The organism is Streptomyces sp. R35, from assembly GCF_041053035.1.
Classification (GTDB): domain Bacteria; phylum Actinomycetota; class Actinomycetes; order Streptomycetales; family Streptomycetaceae; genus Streptomyces; species Streptomyces lutosisoli.
In genome coordinates this window covers 4,499,210-4,520,908 of the sequence record NZ_CP163440.1, presented here as the reverse complement: position 1 = coordinate 4,520,908, position 21,699 = coordinate 4,499,210, and the positions used below count along the sequence as shown (strand labels likewise).

At 71.0% G+C, this 21,699-nt stretch carries 17 protein-coding genes and 1 pseudogene; 13 read left to right on the top strand and 5 right to left on the bottom strand.

Going from position 1 to position 21,699, the window contains the following annotated elements; translation table 11 throughout:
* Nucleotides 1-57: 57 nt before the first annotated feature.
* Nucleotides 58-546, bottom strand: a complete 489-nt coding sequence (locus AB5J50_RS20625) for a cysteine dioxygenase family protein (RefSeq protein ID WP_369259916.1) — start codon at nucleotides 544-546, stop codon at nucleotides 58-60.
* Between the two features lie 709 nt (nucleotides 547-1,255).
* Between AB5J50_RS20625 and AB5J50_RS20620 the strand changes: the two genes are divergently transcribed.
* From AB5J50_RS20620 to AB5J50_RS20610, 3 genes are all read left to right on the top strand, one after another.
* Nucleotides 1,256-1,519 carry a WhiB family transcriptional regulator gene (locus AB5J50_RS20620; RefSeq protein WP_003975777.1) on the top strand — a complete coding sequence of 88 codons (264 nt, stop codon included), beginning with the start codon at nucleotides 1,256-1,258 and terminating at the stop codon, nucleotides 1,517-1,519.
* 250 nt (nucleotides 1,520-1,769) lie between these two features.
* Nucleotides 1,770-5,453, top strand: a complete 3,684-nt coding sequence (locus tag AB5J50_RS20615) for a glycosyltransferase (protein ID WP_369259915.1) — start codon at nucleotides 1,770-1,772, stop codon at nucleotides 5,451-5,453.
* Nucleotides 5,450-6,949: a DUF5719 family protein gene (locus tag AB5J50_RS20610; protein ID WP_369259914.1), complete on the top strand. Its 1,500-nt coding sequence runs from the start codon at nucleotides 5,450-5,452 to the stop codon at nucleotides 6,947-6,949. The genes AB5J50_RS20615 and AB5J50_RS20610 overlap by 4 nt, the downstream gene beginning before the upstream one ends.
* Nucleotides 6,950-7,090: 141 nt before the next feature.
* Here the strand turns inward: AB5J50_RS20610 and AB5J50_RS20605 are convergent, their stop codons facing one another.
* Nucleotides 7,091-7,540, bottom strand: coding sequence for a metallopeptidase family protein (locus AB5J50_RS20605; protein WP_369259913.1), 450 nt, complete (start codon nucleotides 7,538-7,540; stop codon nucleotides 7,091-7,093).
* A 272-nt stretch (nucleotides 7,541-7,812) separates the two neighbouring features.
* Between AB5J50_RS20605 and AB5J50_RS20600 the strand changes: the two genes are divergently transcribed.
* From AB5J50_RS20600 to AB5J50_RS20570, 7 genes are all read left to right on the top strand, one after another.
* The gene (locus AB5J50_RS20600; protein ID WP_369259912.1) at nucleotides 7,813-8,295 is read left to right on the top strand and encodes a DUF3499 domain-containing protein; all 483 of its coding nucleotides are present in this window, start codon (nucleotides 7,813-7,815) and stop codon (nucleotides 8,293-8,295) included.
* 248 nt (nucleotides 8,296-8,543) lie between these two features.
* Nucleotides 8,544-10,160 (top strand): L-lactate permease, encoded by a 1,617-nt coding sequence (locus AB5J50_RS20595; RefSeq protein WP_369259911.1) that lies wholly within the window; start codon nucleotides 8,544-8,546, stop codon nucleotides 10,158-10,160.
* A gap of 136 nt (nucleotides 10,161-10,296) precedes the next feature.
* Nucleotides 10,297-11,661, top strand: coding sequence for a phosphomannomutase/phosphoglucomutase (locus AB5J50_RS20590; protein WP_369259910.1), 1,365 nt, complete (start codon nucleotides 10,297-10,299; stop codon nucleotides 11,659-11,661).
* A gap of 242 nt (nucleotides 11,662-11,903) precedes the next feature.
* Nucleotides 11,904-12,074, top strand: a complete 171-nt coding sequence (locus AB5J50_RS20585) for a Trm112 family protein (RefSeq protein WP_242765862.1) — start codon at nucleotides 11,904-11,906, stop codon at nucleotides 12,072-12,074.
* A gap of 80 nt (nucleotides 12,075-12,154) precedes the next feature.
* On the top strand, nucleotides 12,155-13,282 hold the full coding sequence (locus AB5J50_RS20580) for an SIS domain-containing protein (protein WP_369259909.1): 1,128 nt from the start codon (nucleotides 12,155-12,157) through the stop codon (nucleotides 13,280-13,282).
* 159 nt (nucleotides 13,283-13,441) lie between these two features.
* A complete protein-coding gene (gene manA / locus AB5J50_RS20575; RefSeq protein WP_369259908.1) occupies nucleotides 13,442-14,593 on the top strand; it encodes a mannose-6-phosphate isomerase, class I in 1,152 nt (383 codons plus the stop codon).
* A gap of 111 nt (nucleotides 14,594-14,704) precedes the next feature.
* The gene (locus AB5J50_RS20570) at nucleotides 14,705-15,682 is read left to right on the top strand and encodes a cation diffusion facilitator family transporter (protein WP_369259907.1); all 978 of its coding nucleotides are present in this window, start codon (nucleotides 14,705-14,707) and stop codon (nucleotides 15,680-15,682) included.
* A gap of 64 nt (nucleotides 15,683-15,746) precedes the next feature.
* Here AB5J50_RS20570 and lepB read toward each other — a convergent pair whose 3' ends face one another.
* Together lepB and AB5J50_RS20560 are read right to left on the bottom strand one after the other, a co-directional pair.
* On the bottom strand, nucleotides 15,747-16,433 hold the full coding sequence (gene lepB, locus AB5J50_RS20565) for a signal peptidase I (RefSeq protein ID WP_369259906.1): 687 nt from the start codon (nucleotides 16,431-16,433) through the stop codon (nucleotides 15,747-15,749).
* A 102-nt stretch (nucleotides 16,434-16,535) separates the two neighbouring features.
* A pseudogene (locus AB5J50_RS20560) lies at nucleotides 16,536-16,782 on the bottom strand (PTS sugar transporter subunit IIA); the annotation flags it as partial.
* 314 nt (nucleotides 16,783-17,096) lie between these two features.
* Here AB5J50_RS20560 and ahcY point away from each other — a divergent pair.
* Together ahcY and AB5J50_RS20550 are read left to right on the top strand one after the other, a co-directional pair.
* Nucleotides 17,097-18,554: an adenosylhomocysteinase gene (gene ahcY, locus AB5J50_RS20555; RefSeq protein ID WP_369259905.1), complete on the top strand. Its 1,458-nt coding sequence runs from the start codon at nucleotides 17,097-17,099 to the stop codon at nucleotides 18,552-18,554.
* Between the two features lie 99 nt (nucleotides 18,555-18,653).
* On the top strand, nucleotides 18,654-19,268 hold the full coding sequence (locus tag AB5J50_RS20550; protein ID WP_369259904.1) for a hypothetical protein: 615 nt from the start codon (nucleotides 18,654-18,656) through the stop codon (nucleotides 19,266-19,268).
* A gap of 64 nt (nucleotides 19,269-19,332) precedes the next feature.
* On the opposite strand, the gene AB5J50_RS20545 is transcribed toward AB5J50_RS20550, so the two are convergent.
* Complete coding sequence (locus AB5J50_RS20545; RefSeq protein ID WP_369259903.1) at nucleotides 19,333-20,310, bottom strand: RDD family protein; 978 nt, start codon at nucleotides 20,308-20,310, stop codon at nucleotides 19,333-19,335.
* A 129-nt stretch (nucleotides 20,311-20,439) separates the two neighbouring features.
* Here AB5J50_RS20545 and AB5J50_RS20540 point away from each other — a divergent pair, with 129 nt between their 5' ends.
* A complete protein-coding gene (locus AB5J50_RS20540; RefSeq protein WP_327429195.1) occupies nucleotides 20,440-21,447 on the top strand; it encodes a stage II sporulation protein M in 1,008 nt (335 codons plus the stop codon).
* Nucleotides 21,448-21,699 lie beyond the last annotated feature (252 nt).

Genomic DNA, 21,699 nt, shown 5'->3' with positions numbered 1-21,699 from the left:
GCGGGTACGACAACGCGTCACGCGGTTACGAGACCCGGCGGTCACGGGACCAGGCGGTCACGAGACCTCGGCGACGGCGCACTGCGCGGCGTGCATCGGCATCTCGGTAAGACCCGGGTAATAGACGTGCAGGCTCACGGCCGGTTCGAGGGAGTCGTTGACGACCTCGTGGATGTAGCCGGGCGCGAACACCCGCTGCGATCCGGCGCTCAACGCGCGCGTGCCGCGCTCCGTGTGCTCCGTCAGCGCGCCGTCCAGGACCGTCAGTACGCCGGAGGAGCCGCCGTGGTCGTGCAGCCCGCTGCCCTGCCCGGGCACCCAGGAGAGCAGCCACACCTCGTAGCCGGGGCCGGTGCGCAGCCGGTGGTACCAGCGCGAGGTCGCGTCGTACTGGACGAGGTGCTCCCACTGGGAGCGGTCGGCGGCGATGGAGCGGGCGAGGCCGACGAACTCGGCCACGGTGCCGGGGTGCTCGCGCGGCGGCTGGAGCAGGTGCGGTACTTCGAGGATGTCGCCGGCGATCTGGAGGTCGTTGTCGCTGTTCATGGGGTGCGGTGGTTCCTCGGCGGGAGAGTGCTGGGGTGTCGCGGACCATTTCCGTCCGGGTTACGAACGGGAGGGTTGCCCTGGTGTGGGCGTTCGCCCCGGAAGGGGGCGGGGATTCGCCTCAGTGGCGGCGAGGCAGCCGGAGCGCGGTGAGGCTCAACAGCTGGAACAGCAACAACAGCTACAGCGAGCGCGGGCAGCACCGTGGGACCCGGCGGTGCGGGTCGAGGTGAGTGCCAAGTTCGCGAGCATGCCCATAAGGTCCCCGGTTCACACTCCCACTGTCAACTTCATGTCCGCTATGTGGGAGATGTTTCACCTCATCCGGTTCATCTGGCAGGCGAAAGGTTTGTTCAGGAGCCGCCCCGGACACATGGCGCACAACCGGGCGCACAAACCTCACTGCGACCCCGTGATCGAAATGTGATCCGGTTCGCTTCAGGGTTCGCGTCGGAACGAGATCGAACTCCTGGACGTCCTCCCCTGTGAAGGGGCCGGGCGTCCGACCGGGACCCCTTGGGCTGTCAGGGTTTATGCCGATTTGAACACTTTCCGCATAACCTTGGTTCCGCAGAGTGAATAAGGGACCCAATAGCAGATCTCGGCTTGACTGGCCCGGATCGGCACACTTGTAATTTCACTCGTGTCGTTCAGCCGAAATCGGTAACGGCAGCATCACGGGGACGCGAAAGACAGACGAGGGGCGCACATGACCGAGCTGGTGCAGCAACTGCTGGTCGACGACGCGGACGAGGAACTCGGCTGGCAGGAGCGCGCGCTGTGCGCCCAGACCGACCCCGAGTCCTTCTTCCCCGAGAAGGGCGGATCCACCCGCGAGGCCAAGAAGGTCTGCCTCGCCTGTGAGGTCCGCTCCGAGTGCCTCGAATACGCGCTCGCCAACGACGAGCGGTTCGGCATCTGGGGTGGTCTGTCCGAGCGTGAGAGGCGTCGCCTGAAGAAGGCAGCCGTCTGAAAGAGCGGTACAGGGCGGCACGGAGCGGCACAAAGCGGTATGGAGAACTGTCGTACGCGCGCGTGTGTGTGCCGCCGACCAAACGGCACACACTCCTACGTAACGAACGGCCCGTCGCAGGTGGGTTATCCACAGGCGGCGGGCCGCCGTCTTGCCCAGCCGTTAGTGTGGGCCCTCGTCCGAGACGTCCCGCTGTCCCCGCCGGACACAGACGTCCACCGCAGTCCATCGAACCGGGGCCCGTACCTCGATGTCCGTGCACAGCCATTCGGCAGCCCATCAAGACGCCGCCGCCACCCCTGAGTTCCCGCGCCACGTGGTGACCGCGGTGCTCGTCTCCCACGACGGCGCCCGCTGGCTGCCCGAGGCGCTCGCCGGGCTGCTCGGCCAGGAGCGCCCCGTGCAGAACGCGGTGGCGGCCGACACCGGCAGCGCGGACGACTCCGCCCAGCTGCTCACCGACGCCCTCGGCGCCGACCGCGTGCTGCATCTCGCCCGCCGCACCGGCTTCGGCCAGGCCGTCGAAGAGGCCACGCGCAGCGCCAGTGTGCTCACCCCGGACGACCTGCCCTACCTGAAGCGCCCCAGCGGCTGGGACCCCGTCACGCGCACGTGGCGCGACGACGCGTACGACATGCCGGACCTCCCGCACGGCGAGCCCGAGCAGTGGCTGTGGCTGTTGCACGACGACAGTGCCCCCGAGCCGGACGCCCTGGCACAGATGCTGCGGGTCGTGGAGAACGAGCGGGAGCTCGGCCAGGAAGTCGCCGTCGTAGGCCCCAAGCTCCGCGGCTGGTACGACCGCCGGCAGCTGCTCGAAGTCGGCGTCACCATCGCCAACTCCGGCCGCCGCTGGACGGGTCTGGACCGCCGCGAACAGGACCAGGGCCAGCACGACCACGTCCACCCCGTGCTGTCCGTCTCCACCGCCGGAATGCTGATCCGGCGCGATGTCTTCGAGGAACTCGGCGGCTTCGACCGCCGACTGCCGCTGATGCGCGACGACGTCGACCTGTGCTGGCGCGCCCAGACCGCGGGCCACCGCGTCCTCGTCGCCCCCGAAGCGGTCGTACGGCACGCCGAGGCGGCCTCCCGCGAGCGCCGCACCGTCGACTGCGTGGGCCGCACCTCCGCGTCCCCGCACAAGGTCGACAAGGCGGGCGCCGTCTACACCCTCCTCGTCAACGCCCGTACCGCGCAGCTGCCCTGGATCCTGATCCGCCTGGTCCTCGGCACCCTGCTGCGCACGGTCGCGTATCTCGTCGGCAAGGTCCCCGGACAGGCGGTCGACGAGATCCGCGGTCTCCTGGGCACCCTGCTGCGCCCGGAGCGGATCATCGCGGGCCGCCGCAGGCGCGGCCGGCCCCAGGTCGACAAGGGTGAGCTGCGGGCGCTGTTCCCGCCGCCCGGCGCGACCGTGCGGGCCACGGTCGAACAGGTCGCGAGCAACTTCGGGGGCAGCTCCGACCCCGAGGCCACGACCGGTGCCGGACGGCACGGCAGCGCGGTCGAGTCCGGACCGGGCGGCGACGACGCCGACTTCCTGGAGATCGAGCAGTTCGCGCGGCTCAAGCGGGTCGCCCGCAACCCCGGTCCGATGCTCTTCCTGGTGCTGCTGTTCGTCTCGCTCCTGGCCTGCCGCCAACTGCTCGGCAGCGGGGCGCTCGCGGGCGGGGCGCTGCTGCCCGCGCCCGCGGACTCCTCCGAGCTGTGGTCGCGCTACCTCGACGGCTGGCATCCGGTGGGCGCGGGCGGCACCCAGTCCGCGCCGCCCTACCTCGCGCTCGTCGCGCTGCTGTCCTCGCTGCTCCTCGGCTCCACCGGGCTCGCGGTCACCGTGCTCCTGGTGGCCTCCGTACCGCTCGCCGGCTTCGCCGCGTACTTCGCCTCGCGCCCCCTCGTCGAGTCGCGCCTGCTGCGCGCCTGGGCGGCCGTGGTGTACGCCTTCCTGCCCGCCGCCACCGGCGCGCTCGCGGGCGGCCGTATCGGCACCGCCGTCCTCGCGATCCTGCTGCCGCTCATCGCGCGCGCGGGCATGGCCGCGAGCGGGCTGACGCACTCCTCCGGGGCACGCGGCAGCTGGCGCGCCACCTGGGCTTACGCCCTGCTGCTGACGTTCACCACGGCGTTCACGCCGATCGTGTGGCCCATCGCGCTGGTCCTTGGCATCGCGCTCCTCGTAGTGCGCAGGAACGAGATCGTCGCCTACGGGCTGCGTTTCCTGGCCCAGCTCGGCACCCCGCTGCTGATCCTCGCCCCCTGGTCGCTGACGCTGCTCCCGTTCGGCTTCTTCAAGGAAGCCGGTCTGGAGTACGGCGACAGCGCGGCCTCCGCGCTCGACCTGCTCGGCGCCAGCCCCGGCGGCCCCGGGACCGTCAGCGGGCTGATGCTGTTCGGCATCGTGCTGGCCGCGCTGGCCGCCCTGCTGCGCGGCGGGCGACAGCAGTCGGTGTGGGTCGCCTGGGCTGCCGCCCTGGTCGCGCTCGTCTTCGCCGTCCTGTCCAACAGCTCCACCTGGGCCGGGCCCGCGACCCTCGTCTACGGCCTCGCGCTCCTTGCCGCCGCCGCGCTCGGCGCCGACGGGGCACGCGCGCGCGTGGCCGAGCAGAGCTTCGGCTGGCGCCAGCCGGTGGCCGCGCTCATCGCCTTCGCCTGCGCGGCGGGGCCGCTGCTCGTCGCCGCCGGGTGGATCATCGGGGGCGCCGACGGGCCCGTGGAGCGCCGCGACCCGGTGCAGGTGCCCGCGTTCGTCGCCGAGGAGAGCGGCACGCGCGACCAGGCCCGCACCCTCGTCCTCGACAGCCGCTCGGCCGCCAAGGTCGGCTACACCCTCGTGCGCGGCTCCGGCGCCCGCCTCGGCGACGCCGAACTCGCGGCGGCGGACGGCGCGAACAAGAAGCTCGACAAGGTCGTCGCCAACCTCGTGGCCGGCTCCGGCGCCGACCAGGCCGACGAACTCGGCGGCTTCGCCGTGCGCTATGTCCTCGTCCGCAAGGGCGCGCCTCGCGAGATGAGCCGCGTCCTGGACGCCACACCGGGCCTGACCCGGCTCAGCCAGCAGGACGGCAGCGCCCTGTGGCGCGTCGACCGGCAGGTCTCGCGCGCCGCGATCGTCCCCAAGTCCGGCGACGCGACGTCCATCGCGGCCGGACCCGTCGAACTGCACACGACCATCCCCGCCGGAGCCGACGGCCGCGTCCTGCGCCTCGCCGACACGGCCAACGAGGGCTGGACGGCGACCCTGGACGGAAAGCCGCTCACCCGCACCACGGTCGACGGCTGGGCGCAGGGCTTCGAACTGCCCACCACTGGCGGCACGTTGGACGTCACCTTCGACGCTCCGGTGAGCCACACCGCCTGGCTGTGGGCGCAGGGTGCGCTCGCCGTCGTCCTCGTGGTGCTCGCCCTGCCCGGGCGGCGCCGGGACGTCGACGACGACCTCCCCGAGGAGCAGGCCGTCCCCGCCCAGGACGTCACGGGCGAGGGCCGGCGCGCCCGCCGTCTGCGCGCCCAGGCCGAGGCGGAGGCCGAGCAGGCCGCCGAGGACGCCGGAAACGCCGAAGACGCCGAAAACGCAGACACCCTTCCTCCTCCGGAGGAGGAGTTCCCGGCCGCCGTTCCGCAACAGCAGGCGTATGGCGAGTGGGACGCACCGAGCTACGCGGGCGCCGACTACGGCACCTACGGCGGCGAGCAGTACCAGGGCCAACAGCAGTACGCGGCGGGCACCTACGAGCAGCCGTACCAGGCGGACCCCTACCAGAGCGGCCAGTACGACCCGTACGCCTACGGGGGCACGACGTCGTACGACCAGACGTACGGCGGCCAGGGCTACGACGCGGCGGGCCAGGGCTACGACCCGGCGCAGCCCCCGATGCCCGCGCAGCCGCCGCACGGCACCGACAGTGAGCGCCCCGACGGGAGCCAGCAGTGAACCGCACCACCCTGTCCCTGATCGCCGGCGCGACAGCGCTCGCCGCCGTCACCGGATTCGCCGCGCTCAGCGCACCGGCCGCCTCCGGCGACGCGAGCACCGCCAGGACGGCCGCCCAACTGCCCGTGGAGCGCACCAGCCTGCTCTGCCCGCAGCCCAGCACCTCCGACATCGCCGAGACCGCGTACACGTCCTTCACGCCCGTCTCGAAGGGCACCGGTGACAGCGGCAAGGCCGAACTCCAGTCGGCTACCGAGGAGTCGGCGGGCGCGGCCGGCGGCAAGAAGAGCGGCAAGAGTGCCGGCAAGCCGGTGGTGACACCCAAGGAGCCCGGCAAACCGGCCACCGGCGACAGCTCGGGCGCCGAGGCGCCCTCCCTCGTCGGCACCGCCGAGGGCAGGTTCGCGCCGGGCTGGACCGTCCAGGAGACCACCGAGGTCGCCGCGGGCACCGGGCGCGGTCTGCTCGGCACCAACTGCACCGCCCCGGACACCGAGTTCTGGTTCCCAGGCGCCAGCACTGCCGCCGACCGCACCGACTACATGCACCTGACCAACCCCGACGACTCGGCCGCCGTCGTCGACATCGAGCTGTACGGCAAGGACGGTGCCCTCAAGTCCACGGTGGGCGACGGGATCACGGTCCAGCCCCACGCCAGCGAGCCGATCCTGCTGAACACGCTCACCGACGACGCGCAGACCAACCTCACCGTGCATGTGACGGTCCGCAGCGGCCGCGTCGGAGCCACCGTGCAGGCCCTGGACGACAAGCTCGGCGGCGACTGGCTGGCCGCCTCCACCGACCCCGCGGGCAGCCTCGTCCTGCCGGGCATTCCCAAGGACGCCACCTCTGTGCGCCTGGTCGCCTTCGTGCCCGGCGACGCCGACGCCGACCTGAAGGTGCGCCTCGCCACCCCTTCGGGGCTGATCACGCCCGCGGGGAACGAGACGCTGCACGTGAAGGCCGGCATGACCGCCGCGATCGACCTCGGTGACGTCACACGGGGCGAAGCGGGTTCCCTGGTGCTGACGCCGACCGGCACGTCGGTTCCGGTCGTAGCCGCCGTGCGGGTCGTGCGCGGCACGGGCGCCAAGCAGGAGACAGCTTTCATCCCCGCCACCAGCCAGGTCGGCACGCGCGCGACGGTCGCGGACAACAGCTCCAAGGGCTCCACGCTCGCCCTGGCCGCCCCCGGCCGCGCCGCCCAGGTCAAGGTCACCGCGTCCGCGGGCAGCGAGGGTGGTACAGCCGTGACGAAGACGTTCACGATCAAGGCCGGCACGACCCAGAACGTCGAGGCACCGGTCCCGGCCGGCCTCAAGGGGACGTACGCGCTCACGGTCGAACCGGTCTCCGGAGGTCCCGTCTACGCCTCCCGGATGCTCGCCGCCACCGAGGAGGGCGTCCCCGGCTTCACGGTTCAGACCCTCCCGGACGACCGCGGAACGGTCGCGGTACCGGTGGCCGATCAGGATCTCTCGGTGCTGCTGAAGTAGGGCCGGCCGGAGAAAACGGGCTCCACGCGCGGGTGCGGGTGCGGGTGCTGCCAAGAGTTTTCGCCCCGCACGCGTGCGTGCCGTGTGGACGTACGCGAGTGCCGTGTACTCGTACGGGTGTCAGTTCGCCCCGTACGGGTGTCAGTCCTCGCCGTACCGCGGATCCACCGTCTCCGGTGTCAGCCCCAGCAGCTCCGCGACCTGCTCCACGACGACCTCGTGCACCAGGGCGGCGCGCTCGTCGCGGCCCTTGGTGCGGATCTCGACCGGGCGGCGGTAGACGACCACGCGCGCGGGGCGGCCCTCGTGCGCCGCAATCGTGCCGCCCAGAGGCACCGCCTCGTCGCTCCAGCCCTCGCCGGAGCCTTCCAGGCGGGGCACTTCGAGGACCAGGAAGTCGATGTCGGCGAGCTGCGGCCAGCGCCGCTCCAGCCGCTCCACGGAGTCCTGCACCAGGTCCGCGAACACCTCGGCGCGGCTCGCGGCGAGCGGCACCTGGGGTGGCGCGACGGGGCCACGCATGCCCCTGCCATGGCGGTCACGACGGCGGGGCCCGGGTGCGGCGGCGCGGGGCGGTACGGGGTTGTCCATCACTGGCGAAGCGTAGTCCCAGGAAGGCCCGTGTGCCCGACCCCCACGCGGCTGCCCGCGGACGGTGGGCAGACCGTGGGTGGACCGGGGTGCCAAGTCCGGTGATCATGCCGGATGTCGCTCGATGACCATTCCGGCCAAGGTTGGGCTCGATTCCGTGTCCCTCCAAGACCGTCGCTCACATGGCAATTGACATGGTTTGCGCCAAGTGGTGACCGGATTCAGGTCTGTTCGGCATCCCGCCACGTGATGTCGCCCCAGGTCAGGGCGGGATGTGCGGAGGCGCGTGTGGGCCGTCTCACAGCACGACACGGTGGGGTGACCTGGGGGAGAGTCGTCGCGGCCCGCTCAAGAGTGCGGTACCGTCCAACGTCGTGAGCCCTGTACGTCGCTGTTCGCGAACCGCTTGCGGCCGCCCCGCCGTCGCGACGCTGACGTACGTCTACGCCGACTCGACCGCGGTCCTCGGCCCGCTCGCCACCTACGCCGAACCCCACTGCTACGACCTGTGCGCCGAGCACTCCGAGCGCCTCACCGCGCCGCGCGGCTGGGAGGTCGTCCGGCTCGCCGACTCCTCCGGTCCCTCGCGTCCCAGTGGTGACGATCTGGAAGCGCTTGCCAACGCGGTGCGCGAGGCGGCACGTCCGCAGCGGCGCGCCGCGGAGGCCGGTGGCGGCGCGAGCGCGCGCTCGGCGGACCCGATGGAGGTCGCGCGCCGCGGCCACCTGCGGGTGCTGCGCTCACCGGACAACTGAGCGCCCCCCACTTCTCCGTACGCCGTTTCCGCACGCCCCTCTTCCTTGCGTGCGCCTCTTCCCTCCGAGCGTTCACCGTCCCGGCGTGCACCCCTTCTCCGTGCGCCCCCCGTCCCCGCGCGCGCCTGCCCCGTACGCCCGATCTCACTGGCTGACGCACACCCATTGACGTGAAGTTGTCGCGGACACGACTATTCCGTTTGCCGTGAGAAATCGCTTTCCGCATCACGGAATCCGGGGAGGCGCCCGTGTACGTCCAGGAACTGGAACCCGTCGCCGACTCGCTCGGCCTGTCCGCCCTCGTCGCCGTCCTGCCCCTGGTCGTCGTACTGGCCCTGCTCGGCGGCGTTCGCATGAAGGCGCACCGGGCCGGGCTCATCGGCCTTCTGGCGGCCTCTCTGGTCGCCTGGCTCGCGTACGGCATGCCGGTCGGCCAGACGCTCTCCAGCGCCGCCCAGGGCGCCGTTTTCGGCCTCTTCCCCATCCTGTGGATCGTCGTCAACGCCCTGTGGGTGTACCGGATGACCGTCCGCACCCGGCACTTCGACATCCTGCGCCGCTCGTTCGGCCGGCTGTCCGACGACCCACGCATCCAGGCGCTCGTGGTCGCCTTCTGCTTCGGCGCGCTCCTGGAAGCCCTCGCGGGCTTCGGCGCGCCCGTCGCGATCTGCTCGGTGATGCTGGTCGCGCTCGGCTTCGACCCGGTGCGCGCGGCGGTGGTCGCGCTCGTCGCCAACACCGCGCCGGTCGCGTTCGGCGCGATGGGCACACCGGTCGTGACGCTCGCCCAAGTCACCGGCCTGCCACTGGATTCCGTCGCCTCCGTAGTGGGCCGTCAGACCCCGCTGCTGGCCCTCGTCGTGCCCCTGCTGCTGGTCGGTCTGGTCGACGGCCGACGCGGGCTGCGCGAGACCTGGGTGCCCGCCCTGGCGTGCGGAGTCGCCTTCGCCGCCGCCCAGTTCGCCGCCTCGAACTACGTCTCCGCGCAACTCGCGGACATCGGCGCCTCCTTGGCGGGCGCGGCCGCCCTGGTCGCCGTACCGCACGCACGCGTGCCCGCCACCGAGTCCGTACGAGCGGCGGTCCTGACCGGCGTACGCAGCGAGGACCTGGACGAGGAGGACCCGCGCGGCGAAGTCGTGCGGGCCTACGCCCCCTACGCGCTGATCGTCGCCATCTTCTCGATAGCGCAGATCCCGGCTGTGAAGGACTGGCTGGCCCAGGCGACCCGGACGTACGACTGGCCCTTCCTGGACGTCGTCAACCCGGACGGGAAGCCGGTCGGCGGGAACGTCTTCATCTGGCCGATCGTGTCGACCGGCGGCACCCTCGTGCTGCTCGCCGGGCTGTGCACGGCCGCCGTACTCGGGGTGCACGCGCGCGTGGCCGTCAGGGAATGGGCGGCGACGGTCCACGAGTTGAGGTTCGCCATCCTCACCGTGACGTCCGTACTGGCCCTCGCCTACGTCATGAACCTCTCCGGGCAGGCCGCCACGATCGGCCACTTCGTGGCGGCGGCCGGCGGCGGGCTCGCCTTCCTGTCACCCGTTCTGGGCTGGTTCGGGGTGGCTGTCTCCGGCTCCGACACCTCGGCGAACGCCCTTTTCGGTGCACTCCAGGTGAGCGCGGCCCGCGAGTCGGGACTGTCTCCCGAACTGCTCGCCGCCGCCAACAGTTCGGGCGGCGTGCTCGGCAAGATGATCTCGCCGCAGAACCTGACCATCGCGTGCGCGGCGGTCGGACTCGCGGGCCGCGAGGGCGACCTGCTGCGCAAGGTGCTGCCCTGGAGCGCCGGGCTGCTGCTGATCATGTGCCTGATCGTGGTGGGACAGAGTTCACCGGTGCTCGCTTGGATGCTCCCCTGAGACGGGCGGGTTTCCCCCAGGTGACGGACGCAGGCGCGCAGGTCACGGATGCGCGTCCACTCCGCGGCCGCACAGCGGAGTGGCAGCCGGGACGGGTAGTTTGGGGCGACCGATGTGGACTTCTGGAGGGTTGGCCGTGACTGCTGATCTGTCGCAGCTCGTGAAGGCGTACGACGTACGAGGTGTGGTCCCGGACCAGTGGGACGAGCCCATGGCCGAGCTGTTCGGCGCGGCCTTCGTCCAGGTGACCGGAGCGGACGCGATCGTGATCGGGCACGACATGCGCCCCTCGTCGCCCGGTCTGTCCCGTGCCTTTGCGCGTGGAGCGGCGGCCCGTGGTGTCGACGTGACCGAGATCGGCCTGTGCTCGACGGACCAGCTGTACTACGCGTCGGGCGCGTTCGACCTCCCGGGCGCCATGTTCACGGCCTCGCACAATCCCGCCCAGTACAACGGCATCAAGATGTGCCGGGCGGGCGCCGCCCCGGTCGGCCAGGACACCGGCCTCTCCGAGATCCGCGAACTCGTCGAGTCCTGGCTCGACTCGGGCGCCCCGGCCTTCGACGCGACGCCGGGAACGATCACGCAGCGGGACACGTTGGAGGATTACGCGGCGCACCTCCGCGCACTCGTCGACCTGACCTCGATCCGCCCCCTGAAGGTCGTGGTCGACGCGGGCAACGGCATGGGCGGACACACGGTCCCCACCGTCTTCGCCGGCCTGCCCCTGGACCTCGTCCCGATGTACTTCGAGCTGGACGGCACGTTCCCCAACCACGAGGCCAACCCGCTCGATCCGGCGAACATCGTGGACCTCCAGAAGCGCGTGCCCGAGGAGGGCGCCGACCTCGGCATCGCCTTCGACGGCGACGCGGACCGCTGCTTCGTCGTGGACCAGCACGGCGACCCGGTCTCCCCGTCCGCGATCACCGCCCTGGTCGCCTCCCGCGAGCTGGCGAAGAATGGCGGCAAGGGCACGGTCATCCACAACCTGATCACCTCCTGGTCGGTCCCGGAGGTTGTCCGCGAGCAGGGCGGCACCCCGGTCCGCACCCGCGTCGGCCACTCCTTCATCAAGGCCGAGATGGCGCGCTCCGGCGCGATCTTCGGCGGCGAGCACTCCGCGCACTACTACTTCCGTGACTTCTGGAACGCCGACACGGGCATGCTGGCCGCCCTGCACGTCCTCGCCGCCCTCGGCGGCCAGGACGGCCCGCTCTCCCAGCTCGTCGCCGAGTACGACCGCTACGTCGGCTCCGGCGAGATCAACTCCACCGTCGACGACCAGGCCGGCCGCCTCGCCGCCATCAAGGCCGCGTACCAGGGCCGCGACGGCATCACCCTCGACGAACTCGACGGTCTCACCGTCACCGCCGCCGACTGGTGGTTCAACGTCCGCCCCTCCAACACCGAACCCCTCCTCCGCCTCAACGCCGAAGCCAAGGACGAGCCGACGATGGCGAAGATCCGCGACGAGGTACTGGAAACCATCCGATCCTGAGACCGCACCGGGCGCGTTTCTCGCCCCCAGACCCCCGCTAAAAGATTGCGCAGTTCCCCGCGCTCCTTCTAGGGGCGCGGGGAACTGCGCAATCTTTTGGACCAGCCCCCACCCACCGCAGCCGAAGAAACAACCCCACGCACCCCCAACCCCACCTCACAAGCCAGCGCCGCGCCCCGGCACCCAGCCCCCCACAGCGGTACCCTGACCAGGCCGCATCCACCCGTTCGAAAGGACACCCCATGCCGCTCGAAGCCGGCCTCCTGGAGATCCTCGCCTGCCCGGCCTGTCACGCCCCTCTCAAGGAGCAGGACACCGAGCTGATCTGCACGGGAGCAGACTGCGGCCTCGCCTACCCCGTCCGGGACGGCATCCCCGTACTCCTCGTCGACGAGGCCCGCCGCCCCGCGTGAGCGACCCCTCGGCGACACACGTGTAACGACACACGCGTCAGCGCGAAAGCGACCCCCGGCGATCGGAGGCTCCCGACCCCATGCTCGACGAATCGCTGCTCGACGACCCCGACGCACTCACCCGCGCCGACCGCCGCGCGCTACTCCGCGGCGCCGCCGAGGCCGGCGCCCGGGTCCGCACCGCGGTCCGGCACGCCACCGAGGCCGGAATCCCCGAGCTGAAGCCGGACGGCCGCCCGCGCGCCGTCCTGATCGCGGGCCCCGGCATGGCCGCCACCGGCGTCGCCGAACTGCTCGGCACCCTCGCCGGAGCGAGCTGCCCCCTCACCAGGCTCACCCCCACCGGGGTCGCCCCCGCCGCGGGCGCCCTGCGCTGGGAGCTGCCCGGCTGGGCGGGCCCCGTCGACCTCCTCCTGGTCGCCACGCCCGACGGCAGTGAACCGGGCCTCGAACTCCTGGTCGAGTCGGCCTACCGTCGCGGCTGCACCGTCGCCGCAGTGGCCCCGGCCACTTCCCCCCTCGCCGAGTGGGTGGACGGCGCGCACGGCCTCTTCGTACCGATGGCGACCGCCCCGTACGAGCACGACGAACCCCTGGCCGCCTCCGCGCCCGGCGTCCTGTGGGCGCTGCTCACCCCGCTGCTCGCCCTCCTCGACCGCACCGGCCTGGTCTCGGCCCCGCCCGAGGCGCTCCAGAAGGTCGCCGACCGCCTGGACAACATCGCCGAGCGCTGCGGTCCGGCCATCGCGACCTACAGCAACCCGGCCAAGACGCTCGCCGTCGAGCTGGCCGAGGCGCTCCCGGTGATCTGGACGGAGGGCACCTCCGCGGGCCCCGCGGGCCGCCGTTTCACCGCCGCGCTCGCCGAGCTCGCGGGCCGCCCCGCGCTCACCGCCGAACTCCCCGAGGCGCTCGCCTCGCACAGCGTGCTGCTCGCGGGCGCACTCGCGGCCGGCGCCGACCCCGACGACTTCTTCCGCGACCGCGTCACGGAGGCACAGGCCCTGCACGCGCGCGTGGTGCTGCTCCGCGACCGCCCGATCGGCGGAATCAGCGCGGCGCCCGGCGCCCGCGAGCTCGCCCTCAGTCACGACACCGCGATCAGCGAGCTCGAACCCGAGGAGGGCGGCGAGCTGGAGACCCTCGCCGAACTGATCGCCATCACGGATTTCGCCGCCGTTTACCTGGCGCTTGCTTCGGGCGCCTGATCTTGACTCCGACACCCTGACCTTCGTACGCGGAGGAAGGCCCACCGCACGCCCAGGAAGGTCCACCGCACGCCGAGGAAGGTCCACGCCTTCCCCGTGGGACCCGCGTGCCGGGGGCGAGCCCCCGCGTCGTACGCAGAAGGAACTGTAGAGACTCGTATGGATCGCCTCGACAACACCATCCGCCCCTACGCCTGGGGTTCGACGACTGCCATCCCGCGACTGCTCGGCGTGGAGCCGACCGGTGAACCGCAGGCGGAGATGTGGATGGGCGCCCATCCGGGCGCGCCCTCGCGCACCGCGCGCGGTCCGCTCAACGAGGTCATCGCCGAGGACTCCGAGCGGGAACTCGGCCGCGCGGCGGTCGCCAAGTTCGGCCCCCGCCTGCCGTTCCTGCTGAAGATCCTTGCCGCGGGCGGCCCCCTCTCCCTCCAGGTGCACCCCAACCTGGAGCAGGCGAGGGAGGGTTACGAGGACGAGGAGAGCCGCGGCATCCCGATCGACGCCCCGCACCGCAACTACAAGGACGCCAACCACAAGCCCGAACTGATCTGCGCCCTCACGGAGTTCGACGGTCTGTGCGGCTTCCGCGCGCCCGACGAGGCCGCCGAACTCCTCGCGGGCCTGGACGTCGACTCCCTCAAGCCGTACGTCGACCTGCTGCACGCCCACCCGGAGGACGCGGCGCTGCGCGAGATCCTGACGGCGGTGCTGAGCGCGGACCCCGAGGACATGTCCCGCACGGTCACCGAGACCGCGGCCGCCTGCGCCCGCCTCGGCGGCGACTACGCCCCGTACGCCGACATCGCCCACCACTACCCGGGCGACCCCGGCGTCCTCGCCGCGATGCTCCTCAACTACGTCCAACTGCAGCCCGGAGAGGCCCTGTTCCTCGGCGCCGGAGTCCCGCACGCGTACTTGAACGGCCTCGGCGTCGAGATCATGGCCAACTCCGACAACGTCCTGCGCTGCGGCCTGACCCCCAAGCACGTCGACGTCCCCGAACTCCTGCGCGTCGTCCGCTTCGAGGCGAGCGACCCCGGCGTCCTGCGCCCGGAGGCGTCCCCCGACGGCGAGGAGGTCTACGCGACCCCCATCGACGAGTTCCGCCTCTCCCGGTACGTCCTGGCGGAGGGCGCCGCCCCGCGCGACCTCACGCGCGAGACCCCGCAGATCCTGCTCTGCACGGCGGGTTCCGTACGCGCGGACGGCAGCACGCTGGCCCCCGGCCAGTCAGTCTTCGTACCGGCGGGCGAAAAGGCCGAAGTGTCCGGGAACGGCACGATCTTCCGTGCGACAGTGGTGGCTTGACGGGACGACTGTGGTGACCTGAGGCGCCGTTGTCCGAGCGGGCTGCAACAATGGCCCACGGGCAAAAGGCAGGCAAAGCCCTGACGGCGTACGAAGGGACAGCAGGAGCACATGAGCGCTTCAGGCGGCACCAGAGCGATCGTGGCGGCACTCGGCGCCAACCTCGCGATCGCGGTATCGAAGTTCGTGGCGTTCGCCTTCAGCGGCTCGTCCTCGATGCTCGCCGAGGGCGTCCACTCGCTCGCCGACTCCGGCAACCAGGCCCTGCTACTGATCGGCGGCAAGAAGTCCCAGCGCGAGGCGACCCCGCAACACCCCTTCGGCTACGGCCGTGAGCGCTACATCTATGCCTTCCTCGTCTCGATCGTCCTCTTCTCGGTCGGCGGCATGTTCGCCGTCTACGAGGGCTACGAGAAGATCAAGCACCCGCACGAGATCGAGCACTGGTACTGGCCGGTGGGCGTCCTGGTGTTCGCGATCATTGCTGAGGGCTTCTCCTTCCGCACGGCCATCAAGGAGTCCAACGAACTGCGCGGCACGCTGTCCTGGGCACAGTTCATCCGCCGTGCCAAGGCCCCCGAGCTGCCGGTCGTCCTCCTGGAGGACTTCGGCGCGCTGATCGGTCTGGTCCTCGCGCTCGGCGGCGTCAGCCTGGCCCTGCTCACCGGCGACGGCGTCTGGGACGGCATCGGCACGGTCTGCATCGGCGTCCTGCTCATCCTGATCGCCCTGGTCCTGGCCGCCGAGACCAAGTCCCTCCTCCTCGGCGAGGCCGCGGGCACCGACGACGTCAAGAAGATCGAGGACGCCATCGTCGATGGCGACACGGTCACCGGCATCATCCACATGCGCACGCTCCACCTCGGCCCGGAGGAGCTCCTGATCGCCGCCAAGATCGCCGTCCAGCACGACGACACGGCCGCCGAGGTCGCCTCCGCGATCAACGCCGCCGAGTCCCGCATCCGCACCGCCGTCCCGATCGCCCGCGTGATCTACCTGGAGCCGGACATCTACAGCGAGGCGGAGGCGGCCAAGGGCCCGGACCGCGAGGCGACGCCCGGGGGACCGTCCCCGGCACCCGAGCACTGATGTCACCTTGCCTGTACGTGGTGGGGGCCCGCCCGGAGTCGTCCGGGCGGGCCCCCACCGTCGTTCACACCTGCTGCACGGCCCACGGCGGCGCCGGCGGCACCGCCCGGCTCCGCCGTCGTACGACAAAGGCGGCGATCCCGAAGCCGACCCCGGCGAGCGCGACCGGCACCCCGAGCATCCCGGTCACCGCAAGCGCGATGGGCACCGCGCGATGGTCGACCACCCGACCCTGCACCGCGCCGACGGGCACCGTCCCGCCGTGGTCGTCGAGGAAGTAACGGGAGTCCCGCGCGTTCAGGCGGTGATCGCCGAGCAGGAACAGCCGCCCTTCGGGCACCGTGACGTCGTACGGGTCGTACTGCCTGTGCGTTTCGTCGACGACCCCGTCTTGCAGATACGGCTCCTCGAGCGGCTTCCCGTTGACGGTGATCCGCTCGTCCGCCCCCTCACCCCCGCAGCACGCCACGCGATCGCCACCGACCCCGATGACGCGCTGAATGACACTTCCCGCCGATCCGTACCGCTCCGGCGCGGAGAACAGCACCACATCACCACGCCGTATCCGCTCCCCGCCAACGCGCTCGACGAATAGCCGCTCACCGACCGTGTACGTGGGCGTCATGCTCCCGCTCCGCACCGTGGCCGTCGTATAGGCGCTGCGCGCATACATCAAGGACCCGAGCAGCAACACCAAACCCAACGGCCCCAGCACCCACGCCGTGACCGCCAGCCCTCGCCCCCTGCGCATCCCCAACCCCTCCCCGCACGGCACTCCCACGCGCGCAGAGGCTAGCGGTTTCCTGTGAACGCACGGCGAGGGCCCCGGCCTCGCGACCACGGGGCCGGCCGCTCAATGCACCTCGCCCAGCACGCCGAGGATCGCGCCCACGTCCGCCGCCTCCGTCAGCCGCTCCCGGAACCCGGCGGCCATCCCCACTCCGCGACAACATCGCCAGGATCCTCAGATGCTCGTCCACCGCGGCCGCCTCCGGCACGGAGACCGTGAACACCTGCTTGGCCCCGTCGCGCACACCTCATTCGATGCCCTCGGCGGACCGCGCGAACCCGACGACCGGCGCTGTCACCGCATCCGTCTTGATCCCGAGGACCTCCCGCCATCGGCCTGATCCGTGCGCGCGGGACCCCGCTGTGTCCGAAGGCGGACTGGGGACGGCCGGGTCCACCGGTGTAGCTTGGTGACTTAGCCAGACGTCGCTGCTGATGGCGGTCGGGCGGTCCCACCGCGGACCGGCCGAGGGAGAGAGGGCCTCCGACGACTGCGCTGCGCGCACCAGGCACACCTGTGCCCTGCCGGGCACCTCCGTGCCCAGCTCGGGCATGCGTATGCCCGCCGCCGCGCAGACAGCCGTATCCACCTCGCCCCAATCCCGACCCCGAGGAGCAGCTCGCCATGACGACTGTCGACAACCGACAGGACTTCAAGGTCGCCGACCTCTCCCTGGCCGAGTTCGGCCGCAAGGAGATCACCCTCGCCGAGCACGAGATGCCCGGCCTGATGTCGATCCGCAAGGAGTACGCCGAGGCGCAGCCCCTCGCGGGCGCCCGCGTCACCGGCTCCCTGCACATGACGGTGCAGACCGCCGTACTCATCGAGACCCTGGTCGCCCTGGGCGCCGAGGTCCGCTGGGCCTCCTGCAACATCTTCTCCACCCAGGACCACGCCGCCGCCGCCATCGCGGTCGGCCCGGACGGCACGCCCGACAACCCGCAGGGCGTCCCGGTCTTCGCCTGGAAGGGCGAGACCCTGGAGGAGTACTGGTGGTGCACGGAGCAGGCGCTGACCTGGCCGAACACCCCCACCGGCGGCCCGAACATGATCCTTGACGACGGCGGTGACGCCACTCTCCTCGTCCACAAGGGCGTCGAGTACGAGAAGGACGGCAAGGTCCCCTCGGTCGACACCGCAGAGTCCGACGAGCACCGCGTCATCCTCGAACTCCTGAACCGCACGATCACCGACGGCTCCCAGAAGTGGACCCAGCTCGCCTCGGAGATCCGCGGCGTGACCGAGGAGACCACGACCGGCGTCCACCGTCTCTACGAGATGCACCGCGACGGCACCCTGCTGTTCCCGGCGATCAACGTGAACGACGCCGTGACGAAGTCGAAGTTCGACAACAAGTACGGCTGCCGCCACTCCCTGATCGACGGCATCAACCGCGCCACCGACGTCCTGATCGGCGGCAAGACCGCCGTCGTCTGCGGCTACGGCGACGTGGGCAAGGGCTGCGCGGAGTCCCTGCGCGGCCAGGGCGCTCGCGTGATCATCACCGAGATCGACCCGATCTGCGCGCTGCAGGCGGCGATGGACGGCTACCAGGTCACGACGCTCGACGAGGTCATCGACAAGGCCGACATCTTCGTCACCACGACCGGCAACAAGGACATCATCATGGCCGCGGACATGGCCAAGATGAAGCACCAGGCGATCGTCGGCAACATCGGTCACTTCGACAACGAGATCGACATGGCCGGCCTCGCGAAGATCCCGGGCATCGTCAAGGACGAGGTCAAGCCGCAGGTCCACACCTGGAAGTTCCCCGACGGCAAGGTGCTCATCGTCCTGTCCGAGGGCCGCCTGCTGAACCTGGGCAACGCCACCGGTCACCCCTCCTTCGTGATGTCCAACTCCTTCGCGGACCAGACCCTGGCCCAGATCGAGCTGTTCACGAAGCCCGAGGAGTACCCGACCGACGTCTACGTGCTGCCCAAGCACCTGGACGAGAAGGTCGCCCGCCTCCACCTCGACTCGCTCGGCGTGAAGCTGACGACGCTGCGCCCCGAGCAGGCCTCGTACATCGGCGTAGAGGTCGACGGCCCGTACAAGTCGGACCACTACCGCTACTGAGCACCCCGCCGAGCAGCGGTACCACCGCTCGGCGTACGGATGTCAGCAGGCCCTCGCTCTCGTGGCGGGGGCCTGTCCCCGATGAGGACCTGAACGCCCATGCCCCGCGGCCGTTATTCGCTCCATGATCCGCACGATCACACCCCCCTCGCTGAAGAGCACTTCCACTGCGCGCCCGGCCCCTCCGGCTGGCGCTACGTCTCCCAACTCACCACCCCCTCCGGCGACCACTCCGGCTCCGTCGACCTCACCCTCGACGAACTCGGTCGTCCCATCCGACTCGAACTGCACGCCGCGAGCTGGCAGGTCCGCGGCGCCGCGCTCGACGGTGTGACCTGGGTCCGCACCGACCCCACCGGCACGGAGGCCACTGAAGGCAATGTCCAGGCCCACGCCTTCACCGGTACGTCTCCCGCGTTCCTCATCGCCACCGCCCGTCTCCTTCGCCTCACCCCCGCCGCCGCCGCGACCCGCGTACGCCTCGTCGCCTTCACCGACCCAGTCCTCGCCCCGCGCACCCTCGACCAGTCCTGGGCCTTGATCTCGAGAGAAACACACACCACTGACAACGGCCCTCTGACCGTGGACGAATACCAGGTCACAGCGCTGGACACGGGGGAGCAGCACGCCGTGCACATCTCCGGAGACGTGGTGCTGGCGGCGCCCGGCATCGAACTCGAACACCTCGAATCGCCGCCGTCGGTATTCACCTGACGACGACGTCTCGACCCGCCGACGCCATGACGGCTGGTAGCGCGGGCGGGGCCGCGACGGCTGACTACGCGGGCGGCACGAAGCCGGTCGCGGGACGTTCGACCTGGTCGGCCTGCGGCGTGGTGTGCCGCGGCGGCGCTTGCGGCACCTGTTGCGACGCCGTTCCCGGAATCGCCGAGGGAGCTGACGGGTAGCGGTAGGGCTGTGCGCCTGACGGCTGCGCCGCCGGTCCTGCCGGGCTCGGCACTCCGACCGGATACCCACCCGGGCCGGGGTGAGAGATCCCGGCCGGCCCACCCCGAAACGCCCGCCGGACCTCCCGCGCCTGCCGCTCCTGCACCACGGCCGCCAGATACGCGGCCGGCGGAACCCCCTGCGGCGCCGGAGCGCCCGTACGGGCCGCGAGATCCATGGCGAGCCGTTCCGCCATAGCGCCGCCGACCTGCGGATCCAACTGCTGCATCCGTGTCAGGTACTGGCGGATGGCCAGCCACAACCCGTCGGGCACCGCGGACAGGTCAAGCCCGGAGAACCGCCCCGCCAACCAGGGCGGCGGCGGAGGCACGAAGGGCATATGGCCGACCGGAATCCTCTCCCGTACGACGAGCGTCCCCGCGAACACGTCACCGAGCCGCCGCCCCCGCGCCGACACCAGCGAGGCGATGCACGCGACGATCCCGAACGTCATCAGAATCTCGACCACACCGACAGCGCCGCGCACCAGCGCATGGCGGAACCGGATCGGCCCACCGTCGTCCCGCACCACCCGCAGCCCGCACGCCAGCTTCCCGAGCGAGCGGCCATGACTGAGGGTCTCCACCGCGATCGGCCCGCCCACCAGCACGAGAATGAAGCTGGCGATGGACACCGCGAGCTGCGCTGCGTCGTCCAGGGCGGCCGTTGACGCCACCAGACCGATGGTCACGACGACATAGACGGCCATGGCCACGGCCAGGTCCAGCAACACGGCCAGCGCTCGGCTCGGCAGCTTCGCGGGGCGCAGCTCCAGCGCCACCGCCTCGCCCGTCACTAGCTCACTCACGCCCGCCGTCCTTCCCTGACCTGCCCCGTGAACGGCCAGTCTGCCAAGCTGAGGGCGCATCGCGCCGCAGTAGGACAAGCTGACATCCACGACGAGCCGCCGACGAGCAGCCGAGGAGCAGGCAAACCGATGGACCTCGACGTCTTCGTCTCCGCCCACCGCGCCGAGTGGGACAGGCTCGACGCCCTGCTGCGCCGCCAGCGCCGTCTCACCGGAGCCGAGGCCGACGAACTCGTCACCCTGTACCAACGCACCGCCACTCACCTCTCCCTGATCCAGTCCAGCGCCCCGGATCCTCAGCTCACCGGCCGCCTCAGCCAACTCGTGGCACGCGCGCGTAGTGCGGTGACAGGCACCCGCCATGCCTCCTGGCGCGATGTCACCCGCTTCCTGACGCACGGTTTCCCGGCAGCGGTCTACCGCTCGCGCCACTGGTGGGTACCCACGGCGCTCCTCTCCACCGTCATAGCGACTCTCCTGGGCTGGTGGATCGGCACGCACCCCGAGGTCCAGTCCTCGATCGCGGCCCCCAGCGAACTACGGGACCTCACTCGCCCCGGTGGCCAGTACGAGACGTACTACTCCAGCCACCCCGCTGCTTCCTTCGCGGCCCAGGTGTGGACGAACAACGCCCAGGCCGCCGCGATGTGCCTGGTCCTGGGCGTCTTCCTGGGCATTCCGGTCCTCTGGATCCTCTTCCAGAACATGCTCAACCTGGGCGTCGGCATCGGCCTGATGTCCTCGGCCGGCCGCCTCGACACCTTCCTGGGGCTCGTCCTCCCGCATGGGCTTCTGGAACTGACCGCCGTCTTCGTCGCCGCCGGCACAGGTCTGCGACTGGGCTGGACCGTGATCGACCCGGGCCCACGTTCCCGTCGCACGGCGCTCGCCGAAGAGGGCCGCGCCGCGCTGGGCATGGCGATAGGCCTGGCACTGATCCTCTTCGTCTCGGGCGCCATCGAAGGCTTTGTCACGCCGTCCGGTCTCCCCACTTGGGCCCGTATCGGCATCGGAATCGCTGCTGAACTGGCCTTTCTCGCGTACGTCTATGTCTTGGGCGGTCGCGCGGCACGCGCCGGCGACACCGGTGACGTCGACGAGTCCGAGCGAAGCGCCACACTCCCGACGGCCGCCTGATGTGCGCGCACACCTGCTGACCTGCTAGTCTCCTCTTCGCCCCACAAGAGCCGTTGACACGGAGCTGGTGGGGAGGTAGATTCGAACAGTTGCCTAGAACTGGACATGTCCGGTGGCACAGGTTAGTGTCTACCTGCTTCCTGAAACAATCGACACTTCGATTGCGGAGAAGCCACTCCCGATGTTTCAGAAATGGATGCCGGTCAATCCGGCCCAAGACTTCTGATAAAGTCGGAACCGCCGGAAAGGGAA

What these genes read in the sequence shown, in the direction of transcription:
- lepB (WP_369259906.1), bottom strand. Translation starts at nt 16,433, where the DNA reads ATGCGCAGGGGGCGAGGGCTGGCGGTCACGGCGTGGGTGCTGGGGCCG.
- ahcY (WP_369259905.1), top strand. Translation starts at nt 17,097, where the DNA reads ATGACGACTGTCGACAACCGACAGGACTTCAAGGTCGCCGACCTCTCC.
- manA (WP_369259908.1), top strand. Translation starts at nt 13,442, where the DNA reads ATGGATCGCCTCGACAACACCATCCGCCCCTACGCCTGGGGTTCGACG.
- AB5J50_RS20620 (WP_003975777.1), top strand. Translation starts at nt 1,256, where the DNA reads ATGACCGAGCTGGTGCAGCAACTGCTGGTCGACGACGCGGACGAGGAA.
- AB5J50_RS20570 (WP_369259907.1), top strand. Translation starts at nt 14,705, where the DNA reads ATGAGCGCTTCAGGCGGCACCAGAGCGATCGTGGCGGCACTCGGCGCC.
- AB5J50_RS20585 (WP_242765862.1), top strand. Translation starts at nt 11,904, where the DNA reads ATGCCGCTCGAAGCCGGCCTCCTGGAGATCCTCGCCTGCCCGGCCTGT.
- AB5J50_RS20580 (WP_369259909.1), top strand. Translation starts at nt 12,155, where the DNA reads ATGCTCGACGAATCGCTGCTCGACGACCCCGACGCACTCACCCGCGCC.
- AB5J50_RS20600 (WP_369259912.1), top strand. Translation starts at nt 7,813, where the DNA reads ATGTGCGGAGGCGCGTGTGGGCCGTCTCACAGCACGACACGGTGGGGT.
- AB5J50_RS20605 (WP_369259913.1), bottom strand. Translation starts at nt 7,540, where the DNA reads ATGGACAACCCCGTACCGCCCCGCGCCGCCGCACCCGGGCCCCGCCGT.
- AB5J50_RS20550 (WP_369259904.1), top strand. Translation starts at nt 18,654, where the DNA reads ATGCCCCGCGGCCGTTATTCGCTCCATGATCCGCACGATCACACCCCC.
- AB5J50_RS20625 (WP_369259916.1), bottom strand. Translation starts at nt 546, where the DNA reads ATGAACAGCGACAACGACCTCCAGATCGCCGGCGACATCCTCGAAGTA.
- AB5J50_RS20540 (WP_327429195.1), top strand. Translation starts at nt 20,440, where the DNA reads ATGGACCTCGACGTCTTCGTCTCCGCCCACCGCGCCGAGTGGGACAGG.
- AB5J50_RS20615 (WP_369259915.1), top strand. Translation starts at nt 1,770, where the DNA reads ATGTCCGTGCACAGCCATTCGGCAGCCCATCAAGACGCCGCCGCCACC.